This window comes from Limnobaculum parvum (assembly GCF_003096015.2).
In the GTDB taxonomy this organism is placed as follows: domain Bacteria; phylum Pseudomonadota; class Gammaproteobacteria; order Enterobacterales; family Enterobacteriaceae; genus Limnobaculum; species Limnobaculum parvum.
In genome coordinates, this window is record NZ_CP029185.2 from 3,152,239 (window position 1) to 3,173,181 (window position 20,943).

The 20,943-nt window shown below is 46.3% G+C and carries 18 protein-coding genes and 1 pseudogene; 3 read left to right on the forward strand and 16 right to left on the reverse strand.

Translation table 11 applies throughout. The features are described from left to right. The first annotated feature begins 4 nt into the window (after window positions 1–4). Window positions 5–658: a winged helix-turn-helix transcriptional regulator gene (locus tag HYN51_RS13135; protein WP_108900436.1), complete on the forward strand. Its 654-nt coding sequence runs from the start codon at window positions 5–7 to the stop codon at window positions 656–658. A gap of 4 nt (window positions 659–662) precedes the next feature. Here HYN51_RS13135 and iagB read toward each other — a convergent pair whose 3' ends face one another. From iagB to HYN51_RS13210, 16 genes and pseudogenes are all read right to left on the reverse strand, one after another. Further along, entirely contained in the window at window positions 663–1,097 is a 435-nt protein-coding gene (iagB, locus tag HYN51_RS13140; RefSeq protein WP_108900437.1) for a type III secretion system invasion protein IagB, read from the reverse strand. Between the two features lie 76 nt (window positions 1,098–1,173). Then, window positions 1,174–3,750 (reverse strand): PKD domain-containing protein, encoded by a 2,577-nt coding sequence (locus HYN51_RS16750; protein WP_108902070.1) that lies wholly within the window; start codon window positions 3,748–3,750, stop codon window positions 1,174–1,176. Between the two features lie 102 nt (window positions 3,751–3,852). Further along, window positions 3,853–6,564, reverse strand: a complete 2,712-nt coding sequence (locus HYN51_RS13150; protein ID WP_108900438.1) for a glycosyl hydrolase family 18 protein — start codon at window positions 6,562–6,564, stop codon at window positions 3,853–3,855. 500 nt (window positions 6,565–7,064) lie between these two features. Continuing rightward, entirely contained in the window at window positions 7,065–7,880 is an 816-nt protein-coding gene (locus HYN51_RS13155) for a prepilin peptidase (protein ID WP_108900439.1), read from the reverse strand. Then, window positions 7,877–8,353: a type II secretion system protein GspM gene (gene gspM, locus HYN51_RS13160; protein ID WP_108900440.1), complete on the reverse strand. Its 477-nt coding sequence runs from the start codon at window positions 8,351–8,353 to the stop codon at window positions 7,877–7,879. The genes HYN51_RS13155 and gspM overlap by 4 nt, the downstream gene beginning before the upstream one ends. Beyond that, window positions 8,350–9,507: a type II secretion system protein GspL gene (gene gspL / locus HYN51_RS13165; RefSeq protein WP_108900441.1), complete on the reverse strand. Its 1,158-nt coding sequence runs from the start codon at window positions 9,505–9,507 to the stop codon at window positions 8,350–8,352. The genes gspM and gspL overlap by 4 nt, the downstream gene beginning before the upstream one ends. 14 nt (window positions 9,508–9,521) lie before the next feature. After that, on the reverse strand, window positions 9,522–10,532 hold the full coding sequence (gspK, locus tag HYN51_RS13170; RefSeq protein WP_108900442.1) for a type II secretion system minor pseudopilin GspK: 1,011 nt from the start codon (window positions 10,530–10,532) through the stop codon (window positions 9,522–9,524). Beyond that, window positions 10,529–11,248, reverse strand: a complete 720-nt coding sequence (gene gspJ, locus HYN51_RS13175; protein WP_192878411.1) for a type II secretion system minor pseudopilin GspJ — start codon at window positions 11,246–11,248, stop codon at window positions 10,529–10,531. Before gspJ ends, gspK begins: the two co-directional genes overlap by 4 nt. Window positions 11,249–11,333: 85 nt before the next feature. Then, window positions 11,334–11,642, reverse strand: a pseudogene (gene gspI, locus HYN51_RS16830) (type II secretion system minor pseudopilin GspI); the annotation flags it as partial. Next, a complete protein-coding gene (locus HYN51_RS16755; protein WP_329958618.1) occupies window positions 11,602–11,727 on the reverse strand; it encodes a hypothetical protein in 126 nt (41 codons plus the stop codon). The gene HYN51_RS16755 and the pseudogene gspI, both read right to left, overlap by 41 nt. After that, window positions 11,727–12,146, reverse strand: a complete 420-nt coding sequence (locus tag HYN51_RS13185) for a prepilin-type N-terminal cleavage/methylation domain-containing protein (protein WP_329958619.1) — start codon at window positions 12,144–12,146, stop codon at window positions 11,727–11,729. Before HYN51_RS13185 ends, HYN51_RS16755 begins: the two co-directional genes overlap by 1 nt. Next, window positions 12,146–12,622 (reverse strand): type II secretion system major pseudopilin GspG, encoded by a 477-nt coding sequence (gene gspG / locus HYN51_RS13190; protein ID WP_108900444.1) that lies wholly within the window; start codon window positions 12,620–12,622, stop codon window positions 12,146–12,148. The genes HYN51_RS13185 and gspG overlap by 1 nt, the downstream gene beginning before the upstream one ends. A gap of 7 nt (window positions 12,623–12,629) precedes the next feature. Next, window positions 12,630–13,838, reverse strand: a complete 1,209-nt coding sequence (gene gspF / locus HYN51_RS13195) for a type II secretion system inner membrane protein GspF (RefSeq protein ID WP_108900445.1) — start codon at window positions 13,836–13,838, stop codon at window positions 12,630–12,632. Beyond that, on the reverse strand, window positions 13,838–15,322 hold the full coding sequence (gspE, locus tag HYN51_RS13200) for a type II secretion system ATPase GspE (RefSeq protein ID WP_108900446.1): 1,485 nt from the start codon (window positions 15,320–15,322) through the stop codon (window positions 13,838–13,840). The genes gspF and gspE overlap by 1 nt, the downstream gene beginning before the upstream one ends. A gap of 19 nt (window positions 15,323–15,341) precedes the next feature. After that, window positions 15,342–17,369, reverse strand: coding sequence for a type II secretion system secretin GspD (gene gspD, locus HYN51_RS13205; RefSeq protein ID WP_108900447.1), 2,028 nt, complete (start codon window positions 17,367–17,369; stop codon window positions 15,342–15,344). 22 nt (window positions 17,370–17,391) lie between these two features. Further along, complete coding sequence (locus HYN51_RS13210) at window positions 17,392–18,168, reverse strand: PDZ domain-containing protein (RefSeq protein WP_108900448.1); 777 nt, start codon at window positions 18,166–18,168, stop codon at window positions 17,392–17,394. Window positions 18,169–18,828: 660 nt separating this feature from the next. Between HYN51_RS13210 and HYN51_RS13215 the strand changes: the two genes are divergently transcribed. Beyond that, window positions 18,829–20,361 (forward strand): ExeA family protein, encoded by a 1,533-nt coding sequence (locus HYN51_RS13215; RefSeq protein WP_108900449.1) that lies wholly within the window; start codon window positions 18,829–18,831, stop codon window positions 20,359–20,361. A 2-nt stretch (window positions 20,362–20,363) separates the two neighbouring features. Then, a complete protein-coding gene (locus HYN51_RS13220) occupies window positions 20,364–20,933 on the forward strand; it encodes a hypothetical protein (RefSeq protein WP_108900450.1) in 570 nt (189 codons plus the stop codon). Window positions 20,934–20,943: the final 10 nt, after the last annotated feature.

Genomic DNA, 20,943 nt, shown 5'->3' on the forward strand with positions numbered 1-20,943 from the left:
TAAAATGAATTCAGATGACAACAAAATGCGTTATATCCAGATACGCGATAATAAGCCGCAGGAACACATTGATAAGTTAATAGAGATTTTAACGCCGCTGGCCTCTTTTAAATCCTATAAGCAGTATCGAAATATTCAGCTCAACAATAAAAATGAACCCCTTTGTGTGTTACTAACAGAAGGTGGGGCATCCGTATGTCGGCATAAAGATGGCATGGTAATCACCAATGCTTACGCTCCGACTATCTTGGGATTAACTGCGTTGGGTATTATGCAAAGTCATTACTTTTTACGTACTGAAACCGACGTTACGTTGGGAATGTTACCGGTAGAAGTGGCACTGGAGAGCATAACTCAGCACAATGCATTGATGGACTTAATGTACTTGCAAGCCTACTTCATTCATAGCCTCACAGAGCGGGAATACGCTCTGCCTGGCATAACCATTTATGAATCTATCTGTTTGCACCTATTACAACTGATGCATGAACCCGATGAAATACGTCAAAATACCAGTGCTTACACTTACATTCAGGAGCGGACCAATTTTTCCCGTAGCCGTATTATGAACATTCTTTCTGCACTAAAGCAGGGGGAATACATCAAAATGGAAAATGGAAAATTACAGTTCGTTGGCAAACTACCAGAACGGTTCTAAAAAATTATCTTTCTTTCAGCTTTTGATAACGCTGCCATACCCGATAAGCATATTTCATTCTCAGATCGTGACGTTTTTCACCCATCCCGGCATTGTAGGCACCTACGGCTTCCCAGGTGTAACCATATTGACCAATCATTTCCGATAAAATAGAAGCCCCTACCAATACGGAAATACAGGGATCGTTTACCAGCACATGTTCATCAACGCCTAATTTCTTCAAGCGAGAAAAGTGTGAACTGTTTATTTGCATCAACCCAACGTCATAGCTGCCATTGTTGTTGGAATTATAGGCATCAGCCTTCATCCCCGACTCAACTTGAGCGATCGCATTCAACAAACGAGGGTCAATATTGAAGTAACCGGCGGCCTCATCCCAGCAAGTAGCATAACTTGTGGTACTGATTGCCATAAATGCAAAGAAAGCTGTGATTTTCATTATGGGCTCTCCGGTACAGGGCTTTACTATTTACCCGCTATCGCCAACCCTGACGATAACGGGTCTTGGTCAATAGTTAACGTTTATCCCAAGCGTCTTTCCAGTTAACGCCCTTACCCGGCTCATAAGACCATGCCGCTTGGCTACACCAGCCAGAATACGGGAATGGTTTACACTCATAAATGTTGCCATCTTTCCCTAACACACGAGTCCCTGCCGTATATTTACTGATATCTTTCGGATAATCATATTGATAATCCCCTGACGGTGTTGGTGTTGGCACAGCGACAGGATTGATCTGTAACGCCGTATTGACCGTTGCACTCAGGTTATTTTGATCGATAACCCGTGCCGTCAGTTGATAGCTCTGCACGGTAGTGACTGATGGTGCTGTAATCGTCAGCGTATTAGTACCTTGCCCGGTAACCTGAGTCAGTTCACTCGGGATAGTCCAACTCCAAGTTAGCTGATTACCCGTACTATCAGGATCGGTTGCCGTTGCCGTGATCACAACTTGACTACCACTCTGTACTTGCCAGCTAGGTGCCAATGTTATCGTTGGTGCGATAGGTTGCGCTGCGTTAACCACGGAAACGGTGGTATCTGCATAAGCACTGTGCTCTGGATCTTTAACCGTCAGACGGAACTTATAAGTTGCGTGCTGTATCGGTTGCTCAATATTAAAGGTCGCTGTCACCGCATCGGCCCCCTTCAGGGTAACCGCTGGCCCACCGATCTGCTCCCATTGATAAGTCAGTGCATCACCGTCCTGATCGCTGGAGCCAGAGCCATCCAGAGTAATCGCCTGCGTTCCATCGACCGTCTGGCTGATGCCCGCATTAGCAACCGGAGGCACATTTCCGGTAACCGGAGGAACAGGCTGACCATCACTGGCCGTAGTGAATGGGGCAAAGACTTTACTGTAGGCATATATTGGTGCCTGTTGTGCTGTCATCCCGCTATTCTCTGGCCCGACGTATCCAGCAGTACCTGGCTGGTCACGGAACATGGACCAAATACCAATCATGCCGATGTTACGATCTTTCGCCTGTTGGTAAACCACATTTGCATCAGACAGATAGAACACCTCCCCCTGAACATCGTTATAGCCGATCATTGGTGTTGTACCTAACATCGCATTCACCGCAGCATCGTCTTTATTAGGCCAAATAGCTTTCACTTGCGTAAACAGATTATCCACCGCCGATGTGGCGCACTTAGCATGAATATTCTGACCTTCGGTACCGGCTGACTGACAAATGCTATTACCGTAGTCCATACTCATCACGTTAATACCCGCCAGATCGACACCTTTGGCTTTGGCATCGTTCAGCACATAAATCCCTTCCTGAGTTAAGCCGGTTGGCAGAATCGGTAAGGTATACCAAATCCCCACTTTACGACCTTCTTGACGCCAGCGATCTTGTACTTTTTTTACCGCTTCGTTGCGTCGTTGGATCGACTCGCTATCAGCAACCCAGTTACCTTCAATGTCAAAATCCAGAACGTTAAGATTGAGGTTATCAACAATGTCGTAGTACTGCTTCTGCAAGTCATCTACGTTTTTACAAGCGGCTGCCAGCGGGGTATTGTTTGCCCCACCAATAGAGACCATCACGTCACCACCGGCGTCACGCAGCTCTTTAATCTTTCTGTATTGGGTATAGTCGTTAATGTTATAGGCCGTACCCCATGTTGGCAGACAGGTATTGCCATCTTTAGCCACAATAAAGGCTAAGGTGTAGTGGGTAATATTTTGACTCTTCGCCAACGAGGCCATATCTGGAATGCTGTTTAGGGTAAAGTCCACATAAGGGGCATAAACATGTTTTGGCCATGCCGCATTTGGCTTACCGACCCGCTCTTTAGTCCCGGTCCAATCAATGAAAATCTCCCACAGGGTTTTATCATCAGGTTTCACTTTATGAACCTGAGATTGAGCAACATAAGGTACGTTTTGATATTTAACCAATGTCCCTGCTGCGTAGGTGGTTTCGAGATTTAGCGTTGGTGCCTTAGACAGGTCCTGATCGGTGAAGTTAGTCAGCGGACCTAATGGTGCCCATGGTCGGCCGTTATTGCCGTTCGGGCTTTGGTTATCAACACTGGATGGATTATTGCCGACGGTATAGAACAAAGCCTGATAGCCCTGTCCATTAACAATAACGATATCTCCAGCATTATAAATTTTATCAGAAACCCATGCTGGCGCGGCTGTATATGCCTTCCAAGGATTAGGTTTTCCTGGTTCAAAAGTATGTGCCGTAATGTCCGCTGTTGCCTTATAGGTGGCACCCGCAGCAGCAACTACGCTTCCCTTGGTATAGGCTTGCGCACTATCAAAGTCAGGGGAGACGACTGCGCCAGCGCCGTTAGAGACATCACAGGTTGTCGGATTGCCATGCTGTTTTATTTCCGGTTCGGTAGCTGCCCGAACAAAACGCCATGCATTACTGTCAGGATTCTGAATTGAGCTGGCAGGACAATCACTTGCCCCTACCCACCAAGCATTGGCGTAGACATTACCGGAATATATGACCTGAAAATTATCACTTCCTTCCTGACCGCTCCAGGCTTCCAGTGCCATAGCCGACGAAGCCATGCCACATAAGCCCAACACCATAAATGCTTTCGATAGCATCTTCATCTTCATAATAAAAGCTCCGATTAAGAATGATTCTTTAGCCATTGGTAAAACAGCCATTGGGTAATGGCGTGCAATACTTTTGGTATTGCACGCCTCATGACTCAACGATTATTTACAATCAGAAGCGCCCTGTTTAACCCAAACATCGCCTTTACCTGGTTCATCACCCTTAGTCCACCATTTGGCTTTCCACTCGGAGCCATTGAAGGAGGTTGTTTCACCACCGTTATAAACGAGGTCTGCACGCCATGACAGTTTGACTTTACTGACCAGTTCCCACTGATCGGCGCCAAAGCCAGGCTGGTTGTTTTGCGTCCAGTATTTTGCTTTCCATACCAGATTATTGTAGCTCACAGTTTCGCCACCGTTGTAAACCTTAGAGGCTGACCACGCTGGTTGGCTTGCTGCTGCCGGATCGACAGGGTTAGAACAGCTACCTGTTGCTCCACCGCCGCTACCGCCACCAGAGGTACCATCATCCGGGTTCGGAGTTGGTGTTGGTTCTGGCTCTGGTTCAGGAGTTGGTTCCGGAGCCGGAGGAGGCGTTACGGTAACGCGAGTACTGGCTTGAGTACTGGTTTTACCATCACTAACCATCACAGATACGTTATAGGTCGTGTTAGAAGCAACAGTTGGTCCAGTAACCGACAGATCGCCGGTATTGGTTGCGCCCGGAGAAAGTTCTCCCGGTACTGTCCATTGATAGGTCAGCGTATCACCATCTGGATCGCCCGCTTGTGCATGCAGTTCAAGGGATTCACCAGACACAATAGTAACGCTATCAGTCAGGTTAACCACCGGTGCCTGATTTGGCTTAGGCGCTTTGTTCACTACTTTAACTTCAATAGTGTTACTCAGGCCTTTGTTATCAGTCACTTTCAGCTGGAACACATAGGTTTGATCCGTTGTGGCTGCTGGTGCGCTAAACTTGGCTTTTGCGGTATTGGCATTGCTTAACGTCACAGTCGGGCCAGAAATTCTGCTCCACTGATAAGTTAATGCACCACCTTCTGGATCCATAGAAGCAGAACCATCCAGAGTAACCTGTACCGGTCCCGTTACGTTTTGATCCGTCGCTGTTGCTACCGGAGGCTGATTAACCGGTGCTGGAGGTGTAACTTCACCGCCGCCGCCAGAACTGGTACCCAGCAAGCTTTCGTTCATTGCATTCAGGATATCGCCGTTATCAGCATCAATTTCCCAAGCAAACAGACCACCCAGACCTTTATCCAGAACGTATTGCCCTTTCGCTTTAACCGAACGTTCATCATCATAAGTGATCAGATCGCCCGTTGAAGCGTTGAACACATAAGGTGCTTCGGCAGTCGCATCATAGGTATAGGTCCAGCCAGATCCTTTGTACTCATTAACGATCTGACGATAGTCAACAACACCCGCTTCCCATGTACCTTTAACCTTATTGGTTGCGGTACCGGTAAACGGATTGCCTGCAGTGTAACCATGTACTCCGGTCCAACCACGACCATACATTGCTGCACCTACCACCAGTTTTTTCGGATCGACACCCTGAGCCAGCATGGCTTTCAGGCCGTTATCCACGGTGTAATTTGTGTCAGGCTTCCAAGATGGTGCATAAAGCGCAGTCTGGTGACCCAGATCGTTCATGCTCCAACCACCATAGAAGTCATAGCTCATCATGAAAATGTGATCCATGTACTGTTGGGCAGTACCATAATCAACATTCGCAATCTTATCGCCACCCACACCAATCGCAGAGGTTAGTTCATAAGTACGACCTGTTTCAGCGCTCAGGCTACTCAACATCGCACGTAATTCACGCATCAACGCTGTATAGGTTGCTTTATCTTCTGGACTACCCAAGGCGGCATTTTCACCACCACCACCAGGGAATTCCCAGTCGATATCAACACCGTCAAAGAATTTCCAAGTTTTCAGGAAATCTTTAACCGATGCGACAAAACGGTCACGCTTAGTTTTATCACCGAACTTGAAGAATGGGTCAGAAAGCGTCCAGCCACCAATGGAAGGCAATACTTTCAGATTTGGATAGGCTTGTTTCAACGCCATTAACTGACCAAAGTTACCTTTGTAGGGGTCGTCCCAAGCAGTAACGCCGGTTTGTGGTTTTTGAATTGCAGCCCAAGGGTCATGAATGGCTACCTCAAAATCCTGACGACCAGCACAAGAACGCTTCAATGCTTCAAAGCTGTTACCACCTTCGATGGTTTTCAAGCTATCGTTGATGCCCTCACCGCCACAGATAGGAATAAACCCGTACAAAATATGGTTTAGGTTAGCAGCGGGAATTTTATCTACCGGGAATTCGCGGCCATAAACACCCCATTCAGCAAAGTAGGCACCGACGACTTTATCGGTATGTTTACTGAAGGCTTTATTTTTTTCTTTCAACGCTGGCGCTAATGGCAGCAGATGGCTACCGTCAGTATCAGCAACAATCACTAACTTGCTGTCACTTTTGGTACAACCACTGTCATTACAGATTTCAACTTGTTCCTGATAACGTCCGCCTTTTTTTACCGCAAACGTCGCTTTTCCTGTATTGCTTCCGGCAGAACCACTCCAGACTTCCTTACCGTCAAACAACACTTTAGCAGTTTTTCCAGTATCGCCACTCCAGATATTCCACGCGACCGTAACGGTAGCGCTATCGTGAACCTTGACCAAATCCTTGTAAGCAGCGGCGCTCTGATCGACTTCGACAATGGCAAACTTGTCATTACCACTATCTAATGACGGTTTGCCAGGGACAGCTGCCCATGCGGGAGCGGCCAGGGTGGCAATAAGCAATGCCAGAATATTGGGCTTCATTAATTTCATTTATGAATACCTTTATCAATAAAATAAATACCTTGCCTTATGCTGAAATAAAACCACAAAAAGCACTCATTAAACCTTGAAAAATTGTGAACAGTAGACTCCTCTTAATTTTAAAGACCTGAATTGACTCCTCTGAAATTAATTCAATACGAATTTTCTCATAATAAATAGTCAGATATACTCCCTTCATTATCATTACGAGACGTGATAACCATCAAAATACCTACCTTTCAATCACATGATAAATACAGCGTTACCTCGGAAAAATCCGAAGGAAAAGCAATGGCATATTCTGGTGAAAAAAAATTCAAACCTAAAAGCGTGTCAAAATACAAAAACCATAACACTCAACCTCCAGCTTAAATCTCATCAATCATCTAATACGTTAATTTACTAATACTCATTCATGACAAAAAATAGTTTTACCTTTCCTAAAACAATAGCAACGAATATCTATTTATTCCTGAAACTAAAAAAATAAAACCATTCTATTTATTAAGTTAAAGATATGTATGTGAATTATAAAATATAAATAGTATTGCTCCGGAAATACTTAAATAGGGACCAAAGGGGAATGGCATCTGTTTTCCTGCCCGCCACGTTTTCCAGCCACCGATGACCATGCCTAATAGTCCGGCAATCAGGCATAAAAAGGGTAACGCTTGCCATCCTAACCATGCCCCCAATGCCGCCAACAGCTTAAAATCACCATAACCCAGCCCCTCTTTTCCCGTCAGCCCCCAGAACAACCAGTAGAGCAACCACAAACACAGATAACCCGCAACTGCACCGTACACAGCATCCGCTAAATTAACCGCACCACCACAGGCATTGATCAGCAATCCCAGCCAAAGGAGCGGTTGTGTTAATGCATCCGGCAATAACATATGCCACCAATCAATCAGGCTAAGTGCCAGTAAAAAACTGACCAATATCCATGACGATAACAACCTCTCCGGTGACGGCATTAATATTGCCATCAGACAAAACAGCAACGCCGTCGCCACTTCTATCCATAATAATCGGGCGGGTATGGCAATTTTGCACTGACTGCAACGCCCGCGTAATGCTAACCAACTGACGATGGGAACATTCTCCCACCAGTGCAACACATGTAAGCATTGTGAACAATGAGAGCGAGGTAGGGCTAGGTTTAGCACCGGTTCCCCCTCTTGATGATTAAGCATCAAGGGTAAACGCTCTATCACCACGCCCAAAAAGCTCCCTACAATGGCACCTAACAAAGTACTTAGCAGGCATAACAGCCACAAATACTCTCCCCGCAGCAGAAAAAATAGCGGCTCTGCTGAACTCATCCTCTTGGCCCCCAAGCCAGCTTCAACTGAACCTTCACCCCTCCCACATTATCTGCCGGAGCCATGGTTATGGTTTCAATTCGAATACCTGAGGTGCTGTTTAACGTCGTCAGCCAACTTTTTAGCGAAGAAAAAGGTACATTATCAATGTTGATATCGGCATTGTTGGCAGCCACTTGTACCGGTGCCAATGTGATTTTTGCCTCAGCGGCGCTCTGTTCTATCGCCTGTTTAGGATCGTCGGCGATCAGTTGATAAGCGGGTAAATCACGCTCTTGTGCCTGCTCCTGCATCCAGCTAATGGTATCTTGGGAACGGGAGATAGACTGCCAGCCTTCCTGCACCGCGTTCTGTAAAGGGATCCACACGCCGTAAAACAGTAGCCCCCACAGCAGCGTGATGACACCCAAAACCATCAACACCCGTTCCCGCGGTGCTTTAGCATTAAAATAGGCGATTAGCTTCTCTTTCATTTTGCGACATCTCCCCCAATCAGAACGCCGGTATATGGCGGGTTTGTCGAGCCCGGCTGTAAAGTGAAACCAAAGATTGGCTGCGTTTGTGTAACAAACTCGGAGATCCGGTCTTTTTCCATTGAGCTGACATCCAACGTCAATGTTCCGCTTTTGCCATCATATTTCACCGTTCGAACTTCAATATCCGGATAAGCTTGCTTCATCATATCCAACTGACCTAATTGGGTAAAAAAGCCACTTTTTGCTTTATTAATACCCTTTTCAAAGTTGTATTTGAGATTGCTGGTCGGGACATTTCCGGGAAGATAGCGTTGATATACTTGCTGTGTTTCCTGAACCAGATCGTTCTGGCGGTTTTTAACGTTCCACAGCACGGCAAACTGAGGAAATAGACTCAGACAAAAAGCCAAAATCACAGAAAAGATCAGTGGTTTTTTCCAGCGCTTTAAGACCTCACTGCGGTTATCTGTCTGGCTAAACACACCGTGTAGTATATTTAACCGTTCCGCTCGCCAACGCTCCTGAATTAACAGTAACGGATGCTGCCACGGATTGGCTTCATCAGTGGCCATGCCTTCCGGTAAATCACCGTAGCTGCGCCTTGTGCCTTGCGGTAAGCGAGCCAGCAAATCAGATAGCAGAGGCGTTTCCACCACGCAGGCACCTGTGTCATAGCGCACCCACCACTGATCCTCTAGGGAAACAACCGTATGCCCTTCAGGGTTCTCCGGCAGCAACAAAGCATCCGGTAATGCCTGAATGACTTTAAGCCCGGCATTACCACAAGCATCCAACCACTCCTGCAATTTGGCACTGCGTACCGCAACGGTATCCAACTCTCCACCGGTACGGCGCATGACGGTCCAGTGCAAATCATCAATTTCACCCATCAATGAATCTTCTGCGATCCAAGTAAACTGCGGGGTTTGATGCAGCGCCCATTTTTTAGGTAACTTAAAACGGCGAAAAATAAGATCGCTGGTAGGAAGCAACAGGCAAACGGAATGTGATAATGGATGTGACCTCAATTGGGATAATTGATCCCAGCTGTCCAGACGCTCAGGTGCTGATGCTACCCCAGCCTGTAGAGCACACCACCAAACGGGCGCATCCGGCGTTGAACCTAATCTGATAAAAAGTGCCTGTTTCATTATAAATATCCCTACTACTCAATAGTTCGATATCGATGTAACCAGCGGCTAGCTTCTCTGGTCTCTTCATCAAGGTACAAATTATCAACAAATCGCAGCGTCAAATTGTCGGTACGCCCGGTGGTATACACGGTGAAAAAATGACTGTTCACGGTCATATAACTGTCAGCGGAAGTCTCTTTGCCCTTCACCGGAAACTGCTTTTCCACCTGAGCCCGAAACGCCTCAACAGATTCCCATCCGCCATCAGGTCGCTTACCAATCAACTGACTAGCGTCATCCACCGTCAGCTCTCCCAAAAATAATCCTGAAAGCAGTGAGGACTGCTGTTTAGTCAGTGAATTAATATTCACTTTGGTTTTCGTATTGGGTAATGCACATAGCAATTTGCTCAACTTGGCATAAGACTCCAATGGAAACCCCGGCAGCAATTTCAGTTCACTGATGGTATACATCATCTGTTTAGCGGGTACCCTTGGCGGTTGCAGAGACTTAAAGGCTTCCACCGCCGCACTGGCTTTAGCGTTATCACTGCCGCCATCAATACCTAAATAGACCGTCAATTCGTTAAACAGCGTTTCTGCCGTTGCCGCATTAATACCGGCGCTAGTCATCAGGTACTCCACCACTTTTTGTGTCATCGCCTTTTCCCCAGGAAGGGGGGAAACCGCGCTGTTGTCCGGCGCTAACAGGCTGTTTACGTTAAAACAGGTTTGTGCATCAAACACCTGACTGTCTAACTGATAATCTTCCGTTTTTACGCTTATTGGCTGAGCCCAGGACTGCTCCAGTGAGCTGGCCTTTTTACCGTCGGCCAAATCATCGCCCAAACGGTGAATGGCTAATTGCACTGCGGCATCAGAGTTCCATCGTAAAGTTTGCTGACCCAGTTGAAACTGAATCTTCTGTAAGTTGCGCGTAAACTGCTGGCTAATACGGGCGGCTAACACCGACATTAATACCAGTAGAATCAGTATCACTAATAGAGCAACACCTCGCTGACGCCGTTTAGATCCGCTATTCATTTAGCACCTCCGGCATCCGGCGTGCTATTGCCTTGCGCGGGTGGCACAGCGTCGCCCGGTTTATCCGCATCCGGTTTTTGCTCACCTGCCGCCGGCGCGTTTTCATCGGTCCCCTGAACGCTTGCTGTTCCGCCTTTCGGCCAGTTACCCGGCGTCATAAACACCCAACGCCATACCGTATCGTCTTCTAGCGTTAGCGTGAGTTCGATACCTTTAGGTATCATTTCGGCCTCATCCCACTGGGCTTGCCAAGCGGTATTAAAAAAGCGCCAATCCATCTTTTTTACCCGGTCGATCATGGGGATTTTGGTCCAATCCTTGACGTTGGCACCATCCAGTACCGAAGCGACCCCCCGATAGACCTGATTATCTTTCAGCCACCATGACACCCGGATCAGATCGGCACTTTGTGGATTTCCCAAGCTAACCACACTGTCCTGAGTCGTCAGAACCAATATGCCGTCTCTCAGTTCAAACGCCGCACTGCTACCAACCGGAGCCCGAGGCATCGCCTGCGAAAAATCACGTTCCAATCGGCTATAGGTCATTTGCAGTTGGTTAAACCGGGCCGATTGCGCATCCGACACGGCTGCATTGCTCATTGAACCGGTTAATATCTGCCACGCCATCATGCTGATCATGGCAAATATCACCAGCGCAATGATGACTTCCATCATGGTAAATCCCTGCTGGCGGGCGCGCTTTAAGGTGTTCATTTCGTCCCCCCTCCAGCGAAGCATCACGCAGTGTGACTAACGGATGCTCTTCCTCACCTTCGCGGAATACGATAACTTCATTCACTTTTACGCCGGATGGCGTCTGCGCCAATCGCGCTTGCCAATACCAAGTTTGCCCGCCAATCTCTTCATTACCACTGGGTTGATCGGTAAAAGTACGGCGGTTCAACTTCGCCTCGGCCATCTGATTTTCTGCCACCCAACTCGCCCGTAAAGTTTCTCCCAACCGTACGGTATAGTGGCTGCTGACGGTCACGGTATTCATCAGTGCTAACGCTGCGCAAGAGAAGATAGCCATGGCCACCATGACTTCCAGCAGTGTCATGCCTTGCTCATGGCGCATCTTTCTCATCTTTAGCCTCTTTCGCATCATTACCGTAGCCGTTTACCACCTCAACCGGAGATGCCCCTTGAGAAACAACAGAATAGACATCTTTTCTGTCTTCGCCCTCGAACATCAGTCTGAATAAACTGATCTCACCATCCGGTAAAAAATAATTTGTGGAGGGTCATTTAAACTCAGCGCCATTTTCTGCGGCTCTAGAGTGACGCGCAGATCTTCCGGAAACTCCCCTTTTGTGCTGATTCGACCCGCCACCAGCGGCTGCCACTGTAAGCTATCTTGTGCCCCTTCTCCGTTCCCTTTCAGAACCATCAGTTGATACCCCTGATAGGTGAGCGTCAGGCCAACAATACTTCCCTCCATGACAGCCTTACTTGACCCATAATCCACCAAGGTCTTGAACTGTTCGCCAAACACCCCCGGCCCGCTTTTTGAAGGTAATGTCATCACCACCGCGGTGGCGCTGATGGCAAAAATCACCAGCGTTAACATGACTTCAAGCAGCGTAAAACCTCGGGAGCGATGGCTGGACATTATTTTTGTCCCGGTTCTGCTTCAGTTTTCTTGTCTATGTCCCAGTTGCTGACGTCATCTGCGGTGTTTGCCTCACCGTCCGGGCCAACGGAGAACACGTCAATCGCTCCATGCTCACCCGGGCTAACAATCAGATAGTCATTGTTCCACGGGTCGGTTGGCAGACGACGAATATAGCCATCAGAACGATAATTTTTAGGTACTGGCTGAAGTTCAGGTTTGGTCACCAACGCTTTAAGACCTTGGTCAGTGGTTGGGTAACGGCCGTTATCCAACTTGTACATATCAAGGGTATTTTCCAAGGCAACAATATCGCTCACCGCTTTTTGCCGGTCCGCACGCTCTTTGTTTCCCATCAGGTTAGGGATAACCAGGCTGGCTAGAACGCCCAAAATAACGATAACCACCATGATTTCCATCAGGGTGAAACCCGACTGGCTTCGCGCGCTATTTTTATTAACAATTTGATTTTTCATGATATTTTTAACTCACCATGTTATTAAGTTGCAGGATTGGTTGTAAAATTGACATGACGATGAACAGCACTATCGTCGCCATGGTAATAACCAATGCGGGTTCAAAAACGGCTAACGTTAATGTAATTCGATGCTGAAGGGCCTTATCCTGTGTATCTGCGGCGCGCTCCATCAGCGGCCCCAGCTCACCACTTTGTTCTCCCGATGCCACCATATACAGCATCATCGGTGGAAATAGTTGTGTTTGTTCCAAAGAGGAGTTCAGTGTTGCCCCTTGACGAACCTTGTCGGCAGCCTCGGTGAGTATTTCTCTGGCATACAGATTCTCTATCCCGTCTACCGAGATATTCATGGCTTCTAAGAGTGGAACGCTACTGGCCTGCAAAATACTGAGGGTACGAATATAGCGAGCACTGTTAATCGCTCGCACCAGCTTGCTGATCGGTGCGGAGCGCACCAACCATTTATGATAGCGCAGGCGGTTTTTTCCTTTAGATACCCAAGTACGGAATCCAAACACCCCACCAATAATGGCGATGAGGATATAAAGCCCGTAGTCCTGTAAGAAGTCACTCACGGCGATCAGCGTCCGCGTAGTTACCGGCAACCCCTGTTTCATATGAGTAAACTGTTCAATAACCTGTGGTACAACCGCCACCAACAGAATACAAATAACCGTCGTCGCCACCACCGTTAGCGTGATGGGATAAACCATTGCCTGAGTCAGCTTGCTTTTCATTTGTTGACGCTGATCGTTGTAATCAGCCAGCTTGTCGAGCACTTCTCCCAGATGGCCGGTTTTTTCACCTGCTGTCACTAGCGTGCGGTATAGATTGTCAAACGCCTGGGGATAATTGCCTAAAGCATCAGATAGGGAGTAGCCTTCCACCACTTTGTCGTGAATGTCATCAATGACTTTCGCCATGACTTCGTCTTCTGTCTGGCGAGCGATAACTTTCAGCGCACTTTCTAATGGCAATGCGGCATTGGTCAGCGTTGATAGCTGGCGGGTAAACAGCGCCAGTGAATTACTGGAAATCTTGCGCGAAAAAAACGATTTTTTACTGCCCGACTCGGCTTTGGTCTCTTCTATGCTGATGGGCGTCATGCCCTGTTCACGCAACTGTTGGCGTGCCTGCTTTGGCGTTTCCGCCTGCAAGGTACCTTTTTGGGTTTTGCCGTTTGGCAGTGTTGCCCGCCATGCGTAATGTGCCATTATGCTTCTCCGGATTCGTTTTGTTCAGCGGTAACGCGCATCACCTCTTCAATGGAGGTTTCACCACTGATAACTTTTAATAATCCGTTCTGCCGCAGGCTTCGAGTATGCTTACGCAATATCTCATCCAGCGTCATTTCATCTAGATTGTCGTTAATGGCTCGACGTAGTTCGGTATTCATCACTAGGAATTCATGGATACCGGCTCGTCCCTGATAGCCGCTTTCACGACATTGCTCACAGCCAACAGCACGGTAAATCACATCAGGTGGTTGAGGTAAAAAGTTATACATTGCCTTTTCTCTTGGCGAGAGTTCGGAGGTCGTGCGGCAATGTTTACAAAGGCGGCGCACCAGACGTTGTGCAATAACCCCTAATAATGAAGAACCGATCAGAAACGATTCCAACCCCATGTCCCGTAAACGGGTAACCGCACCGCAGGCGCTGTTGGTGTGAAGGGTCGACATAACTAGGTGACCGGTTAGTGATGCCTGCACCGCAATTTGCGCCGTTTCGCTATCACGAATTTCCCCGATCATCACGACATCAGGGTCCTGACGTAAAATAGCGCGCAGGCCACGTGCGAACGTCATCTCTACACGAGGGTTAACCTGAGTTTGTCCAACGCCTTCCAGTTCATATTCAATCGGGTCTTCTACGGTGAGAATGTTGCGCTCAAAGCTGTTGAGGGAAGAGAGCACCGCATACAGAGAAGTACTCTTACCGGAACCTGTCGGTCCGGTCACTAGCAGGATACCGTGAGGTTTGGCAATCAACCCTTCAAGGTGCTCTCTGTCATCATCCGCCAAGCCCAACTGCCCCAGATCCATACGCATATTGTTTTTATCCAATAAACGCATAACCACGCGCTCGCCATATTGTGAGGGGATCGTTGATACCCGAACATCAATGGCTTTACGACCAATACGCAGAGAAATACGGCCATCCTGAGGCAACCGTTTTTCGGCAATATCCAACTTGGCCATGACCTTAATACGGGAAACCAACAGCGGAGCTAACTTTCTGGCTGGTTGTAAAACCGGATGTAACAGGCCGTCCACCCGAAAACGAATACTAAGGGTGCGCTCGAAGGTTTCGATATGGATATCCGAAGCACCTTCTTTAACCGCTTCACTTAATATGGCGTTGATCAGGCGGATAACCGGTGAGTTTTCGTCGCTATCCAGCAAATCTTCACTATCGGGAATTTCTTCTGTTAGTGCCATCAGGTCGATATCACCATCCATATCATCGACCATTTGTTGAGACACGCCGCTCCCCTGTTGCCAGACTCGCGACAAGCGTTCATCAAACGCTTCAACCGTTAGTGTGATCGGGGTAAATGCCTGTTCCTGTATACGCCGCATTTCCAGTAACGCCTGTAAAGGCGTATCTTCGCGCAGGTAAACTTCGCCTTGGTCCAACAGAATTCCATTCTCTTTGGCGTAGCTATAGGAACTGAAATCTTTGCTCGAAGTTTCCATATCATCCACCTTCTACTCGTTAGTCGCGAAATGGATTACGTCCACGTGGTGCTGGCGTTGTGGTTGCTGGCACAATCGGTTGAGTCGTGTTATCAGTGCCCGTACCGCCCAAGGTTCCAGGAGACAAGTTGTCCGGATATTCAGGCAGAACTTTCGGATCAATCGGCGGAACAATACCTATCTTGTTCTCTTCAATCCGATACTGCTGGTCTTCACGGCTCTTGTTGTATTTCACTTTCGAGCTGTAGTTATAGTCAGCATCATTACGAATAACCGTAGGGCGAATAAAGACCATCAGATTTCGTTTCGCTTTGGTATTTGATGTGCTGCGGAATAGTTGACCGATTAATGGAATATCGCCCAGTAACGGGACTTTAGAAACGGTTTGAGTCGTGAAGTCTTCAACCAATCCGCCCAACACGACGGTCTGACCACTGCGGACTAAAACTTCGTTATTAATCGTCCGGGTGTTAAAGGTAGGCCCCAACGTACTCTGAGCAGACGTTGGATCCACGCTGGAAACTTCTTGTTCAATTTTCATTTGAACCGAGTTGTCATCGTTGATCAGCGGAGTCACTTTCAGTTTAGTACCGACGGTTTTACGCTCTACCGTACTGAAGACGTTATCCCCAGAGGTATTAGACTGAGAACCCGACAGTACAGGAACATCCTGACCGACGTTAAATGAAGCTTCCCGGTTATCGAGGGTCACCACGCTAGGGGTTGATAGAATGTCGCTCTTATTATCAGAAGCCAGAGCAGTTAGCAGAGCACCGAAATCGCCGTTAAAGAACCCGGTAGCTAAACCGTTATAGCCGCCAAGGACCCCGGTCAATGGGTTAGTTGCAGTGAATCGGCCATCAATATCTAACTGATCTTTACCACGTTTGGCGGTAAAGATAGGAATACCGGTATTAGTAAATTGCGAAATACCGTTAGATGTCGCCCATTGCACGCCCAGGTTTAGACCTGCACCGTCCTGAACTTCAACAATAATGGCTTCAACCAGTACCTGCGCCCGACGTATATCCAGCTTATCAATAACCTGTGACAGTGATTGCATGACATCAGGCTGTGCGGTAATAACCAGTGAGTTGGTCTGATCGTCAGCGGTGATATTCAAATCATTCTTACTGGACAGTGAAGCTGATGCCTTAGCGCTACCGCCTTTATCCGTTTGAATTTTGTCACCAATACCGGTTAACACCGCGGCAATTTTGACTGCGTTGGCATATTTAAGATAGAACACCCGAGTATTACCCTGACTGTTTTCATTACGGTCCAGCTTTTTGATCAGGCTGCGGGTTTTCTCACGCGCCTGAGATGAACCACTCAATACCAAAGTATTGGTGCGCGTATCCGCAACCACTTTAGCCGTTAACTGTGGTGCACTCTGCCCTTTTTGTTCCTCATTGCTCAGATTATTGAGCATATCTGAAATTTCTTTGGCAGAACCATATTGTAAAGGAATGGTTTCTCTTTGCTGTACACCGGAAGCATCAACCCGGTGAACTAAGTCCACCAGACGATTAATCGAAGAGGCTTTTCCCGTCAGTAACAGAACGTTAGACGGCTCATAATTCACTACGTTACCCACGCCGGAGGCATCATTAAGCTGGCGTAATAGAGGCGCTAAGTCCCTGACGGGTACGTTTTCCATCTGCACGACCCGGGTAATAATTTCATCACCTTTTCCCGGATTTTCAGTATCTGCAACAGGTACCCCAGCGGTTTTCGCTGTCGATGAACGGACAATTTTAATCATACCGTTATCCATCGGAATAGCAGAAAAACCATACAAATCTAATACGCTAAGAAAAAACTGATAATACTGATCTTCAGTAAGAAGATCATAGGTTCTTACTGACACTTTTCCTTGCACTGCCGGATCGACTAAAATTGTTTTATTTAAATTTCTACTGGCAACATCAATAAATTCTCTGATATCAGTGTCTTTAAAATTAGCACTAAAATCAGCAGCGATTAAATGCCCGGAATATAAAAATAATAATGCGAGCACTGAGCGAGCGCAGATTTTTCTTTTCATATTAAATCTAATTCATATAGGGTCACAGTATTTGTAAATCTAGATGAATGTTTTTATCTTCGCCACCGCGCTTAACCGTAATATTCGCTGAATCCAACTTAGCCCATTGGTCAATAAGGCTTTTTATTTCTTTATTTTCTGTTACATCCTTGGAGTTTATTTTTACAACTATATCACCCGGATTAAGCCCTGCTTTTTTAAAAACATCAGAAGCGGATTTAGGTGTAATTTTCAAACCTAACAATTTATCTGATGATTTATACTCAGGACCCAAAATAAAATAGTCACCCAAATGGTTTTCAACCAGCCGCTTATCCTTTTCCGGTAACAAATGAGTTGCATCAACGCCTTTAATATAATCAGGATTTTTTAGCTGTACGGTTTCCATATCGCCTTTATAGCGAATTTGAATGCTATTTTTTTCAATAGTATCAACCCATACATCCTCATAACCCTGTACTTTTTCACCTTCACGATAGCTAACTTGCTTCCCGGCTTGATTCACCGTTGCCATCGATAGCCCAGGTTTATCACTGTATACGATAGCACTAATATCCAGTACTAAAGGGGACTTTTTATCCGCACCTGGCGCGGCTTTTTGCGGTGCATTAAACAAGGCCAGCGTCACAGGCTTAATCTCTTCCTCTTTTTTCTTTTTATGTGATGAGTGTTTTATATCACTACTTAACGTATAGTCTTTATGACTATCATAAGTGTTGTAAGCATGAAAGGCGCCAATACCAAACACCCCAAAAATCAGTGCCGGAACGGTGTATTTATTAATGATATTAATCTGCATAATTCAAATACCTTATAGATAAAATAGAGACAATAAGCTACCCCCCTGAATATCAGGGAAATAATTAACGTATTCTCACACTTATTGGATTGCGCGTATTTTCTCTATAATCACTGGCTGAATCCACACGTTTCTTATCCTAAAAAAGACGGGTACTTTTGATGACCAATAGCAACCTTTAAAACTTTACGCTTCGATGACTAGCCCAAAAGAAAATAATTTTATTTATTCCATCGAGAAAATTTATTGATAATCGCAATAAAAACCACCCAATTAGACAAAATAAAACAATAGGTTGCCTCTATCAATGCATAGATAAAAATCACAAAAAAGTGAAGAGATAGGCTAATTATTCATTCTTACATCTGTAAAACGGCTTTGTTTTCACCTGTTTTTAGCACGAAAAAAATGTGCTTTCTTGACAGGGTGAAAGTCGAGAACTATAAATTCATTATCACAATGATAATCTTATAATTAAGTCAATGAGTTGTTCGCCTTGAATTAAATAATTTTTTGCCAAAAAGGTCAGCAATATTGGTTTATAGCTAACATATTTTCACCACCAATCACAAAAATAAGCATCAGATTGATTTAAATGAAGAAGTGACTATTCGAATAAAATACACAACGGTGTCAATAGAGTAAAGGGTGATAATAATTATGTACTTAGAACATTTTAAATTTGGCAGTGAGCCCTTTAGAAATACTATTTTTCATAACAATCGATTTTTTCTTGAATACTTTCATAGCATCTACTTACTCATTTCCCACGCCTGTAATAAAAAAGGCGTGATTGGGTTCTATTCACAAGATGAAAATAGCCTAAATGATGTTATTAAAAGAATTGCTGCTGAATATCATGGTCATAGTTTAACAATCAATGCTTCACCCTCTTTGTCAAAAAAAGAGTTAGTGAAAAAGCTGGAAAACATTGAGGCCAATCATCAGTTGGTAAATCATGGGTTCATCACCACTAATTCACAACTACTTATCATCACGTCCGCACAATGTATGGCTGAAGGATGCTGGGATATATTAAAGAAGCGCCTTGCCCAAGCTGAAGAACAAAACGCGTCACTCACTATTCTACTGTGCGGTTCGGATAAGCTAGGTCGTTTGTTACCCAAAACTTTTCAGTCATGGCTACACACCAATCTGAACTTTCGTATGCCAAGCATACGCGAGTACCCTGAATATTTTGAACATCAGTTAGCTTGGAATGACGGCAATCCTGCACTGTTTAGCCCTCAACAGATACGTTGGATTTATCGGGCAGCGAAAGGAAAGCTTTCGCTGATTAACCGAATTGCTCATTATGCGCTGCTGGGAGCCTATGCCGAGCGAAGCGAAGTTATCACTCAACACCATCTAAAGATGGCCACCAAAGAGATCACGGGTTCCTGTCGGACAACGCCAACCGAATTATCCATTGCCTTGGCTTCCGTGGTTGTTTGTCTGGCCTTAGGTTGGGCTATGTTACCGGTTATCTCTCCACATTTACCGCATCCTACGGCCTGGAATCCGCCGGAGCCCGATCCCATCGCGCTCCCGGAACCGAAAGCCGAACCCGCCGTTGATCTGGAAATCGGCAACCAAATCACCGCAATGCGGCAAATGTACAAAATATGGGGCTACGACGTTTCTAATGATGATGCATTCTGTGAGGAAGCTGGCAGAGCCAACTTGCAGTGCAAAAAAGGCCAAGCTACGCTGGAAGAGATGGAGAAGATTGGCTACCCCTGGGTAGCAGAAGTGAAAGTTGACGATAATATTGGCTATGTCAACGTAGTTAGGGTTGGCAAGACTGATATCGACCTGCTGGTTAATAACCGTACTTGGCAAGCCAGCCGCAGTTGGTTTGAACAAAAAAGTACCGGACAATACATTATGTTCTATCGGTTAACGCCGCTAGGCCGGGATAAAATTGATGCGGTTAGCAGCAGCAGCGAAATTGCTTGGCTGGACAAAATGTTAAGCCGCACATTGCTCAAACCTAAGAGCAAAAAGAATACTTGGTCTCCCGATCTGATGGAAAGCGTCAAACAATTCCAGAAGAATGAGGGTTTAAAAGATGACGGGCGGGTTGGCTCAGAAACACTGATGAAATTAGCACTGGCCTCCGGTGATTCACCGAAGTTAATAAAAGATCAAAATATACCGGACGTGTCGGTAATTAAGCAAAGGATACAGTAACTATGTCCGCTATCTCCCTTACTGCTTATCGCAATCAGCGTACTCAAAACAGTCAACGAACCAATGACCGGGTGCGTATCACCGCGGCACCGCTAAGTCACTTTCGGTTAGGTTTGTATACCATTGCGGGTGTAATCGCTGCATCACTGCTTGTAGTTGCTGGCACCTTTGGTCATATGTACTGGCAATATCTCTACCCTAAACCGGTACAAATGCAGGCATCAATCCCTACACCTGAAGTCCCAAAAACACAGCCTGAAATATTCCTTTCCGATATGCACTATATTTACACCACCAAACCATTACCTCAGCCACAGGCACCATCCCCGTTAACGACAATGGACAACCTCAGCCAACCGCTGGTGGATCGCGATGTAATCAGAGGCGAGCCTGAAGGTGATATTCCGCTAGCACCAATGAGCAATAAGCTCCGACCGCCAGCCAGTGATGACAATGGTGAAAGTGAAGCGACCAGAAATCTACGGGAACGACTGGCACAAGCGCTGCAGGAACAAAGCCGAGAATATAATTCGGATCTTCCACAGGTCACCACTGAACCACAGAAAAAATAGATTAGCGGAG

Excerpts from the sequence above, each read along its gene's own strand:
- HYN51_RS13135 (WP_108900436.1), top strand. The coding sequence starts at position 5 with ATGAATTCAGATGACAACAAAATGCGTTATATCCAGATACGCGATAAT.
- iagB (WP_108900437.1), bottom strand. The coding sequence starts at position 1,097 with ATGAAAATCACAGCTTTCTTTGCATTTATGGCAATCAGTACCACAAGT.
- HYN51_RS16750 (WP_108902070.1), bottom strand. The coding sequence starts at position 3,750 with ATGAAGATGAAGATGCTATCGAAAGCATTTATGGTGTTGGGCTTATGT.
- HYN51_RS13150 (WP_108900438.1), bottom strand. The coding sequence starts at position 6,564 with ATGAAATTAATGAAGCCCAATATTCTGGCATTGCTTATTGCCACCCTG.
- HYN51_RS13155 (WP_108900439.1), bottom strand. The coding sequence starts at position 7,880 with ATGAGTTCAGCAGAGCCGCTATTTTTTCTGCTGCGGGGAGAGTATTTG.
- gspM (WP_108900440.1), bottom strand. The coding sequence starts at position 8,353 with ATGAAAGAGAAGCTAATCGCCTATTTTAATGCTAAAGCACCGCGGGAA.
- gspL (WP_108900441.1), bottom strand. The coding sequence starts at position 9,507 with ATGAAACAGGCACTTTTTATCAGATTAGGTTCAACGCCGGATGCGCCC.
- gspK (WP_108900442.1), bottom strand. The coding sequence starts at position 10,532 with ATGAATAGCGGATCTAAACGGCGTCAGCGAGGTGTTGCTCTATTAGTG.
- gspJ (WP_192878411.1), bottom strand. The coding sequence starts at position 11,248 with ATGAACACCTTAAAGCGCGCCCGCCAGCAGGGATTTACCATGATGGAA.
- HYN51_RS16755 (WP_329958618.1), bottom strand. The coding sequence starts at position 11,727 with ATGTTCGAGGGCGAAGACAGAAAAGATGTCTATTCTGTTGTTTCTCAA.
- HYN51_RS13185 (WP_329958619.1), bottom strand. The coding sequence starts at position 12,146 with ATGTCCAGCCATCGCTCCCGAGGTTTTACGCTGCTTGAAGTCATGTTA.
- gspG (WP_108900444.1), bottom strand. The coding sequence starts at position 12,622 with ATGAAAAATCAAATTGTTAATAAAAATAGCGCGCGAAGCCAGTCGGGT.
- gspF (WP_108900445.1), bottom strand. The coding sequence starts at position 13,838 with ATGGCACATTACGCATGGCGGGCAACACTGCCAAACGGCAAAACCCAA.
- gspE (WP_108900446.1), bottom strand. The coding sequence starts at position 15,322 with ATGGAAACTTCGAGCAAAGATTTCAGTTCCTATAGCTACGCCAAAGAG.
- gspD (WP_108900447.1), bottom strand. The coding sequence starts at position 17,369 with ATGAAAAGAAAAATCTGCGCTCGCTCAGTGCTCGCATTATTATTTTTA.
- HYN51_RS13210 (WP_108900448.1), bottom strand. The coding sequence starts at position 18,168 with ATGCAGATTAATATCATTAATAAATACACCGTTCCGGCACTGATTTTT.
- HYN51_RS13215 (WP_108900449.1), top strand. The coding sequence starts at position 18,829 with ATGTACTTAGAACATTTTAAATTTGGCAGTGAGCCCTTTAGAAATACT.
- HYN51_RS13220 (WP_108900450.1), top strand. The coding sequence starts at position 20,364 with ATGTCCGCTATCTCCCTTACTGCTTATCGCAATCAGCGTACTCAAAAC.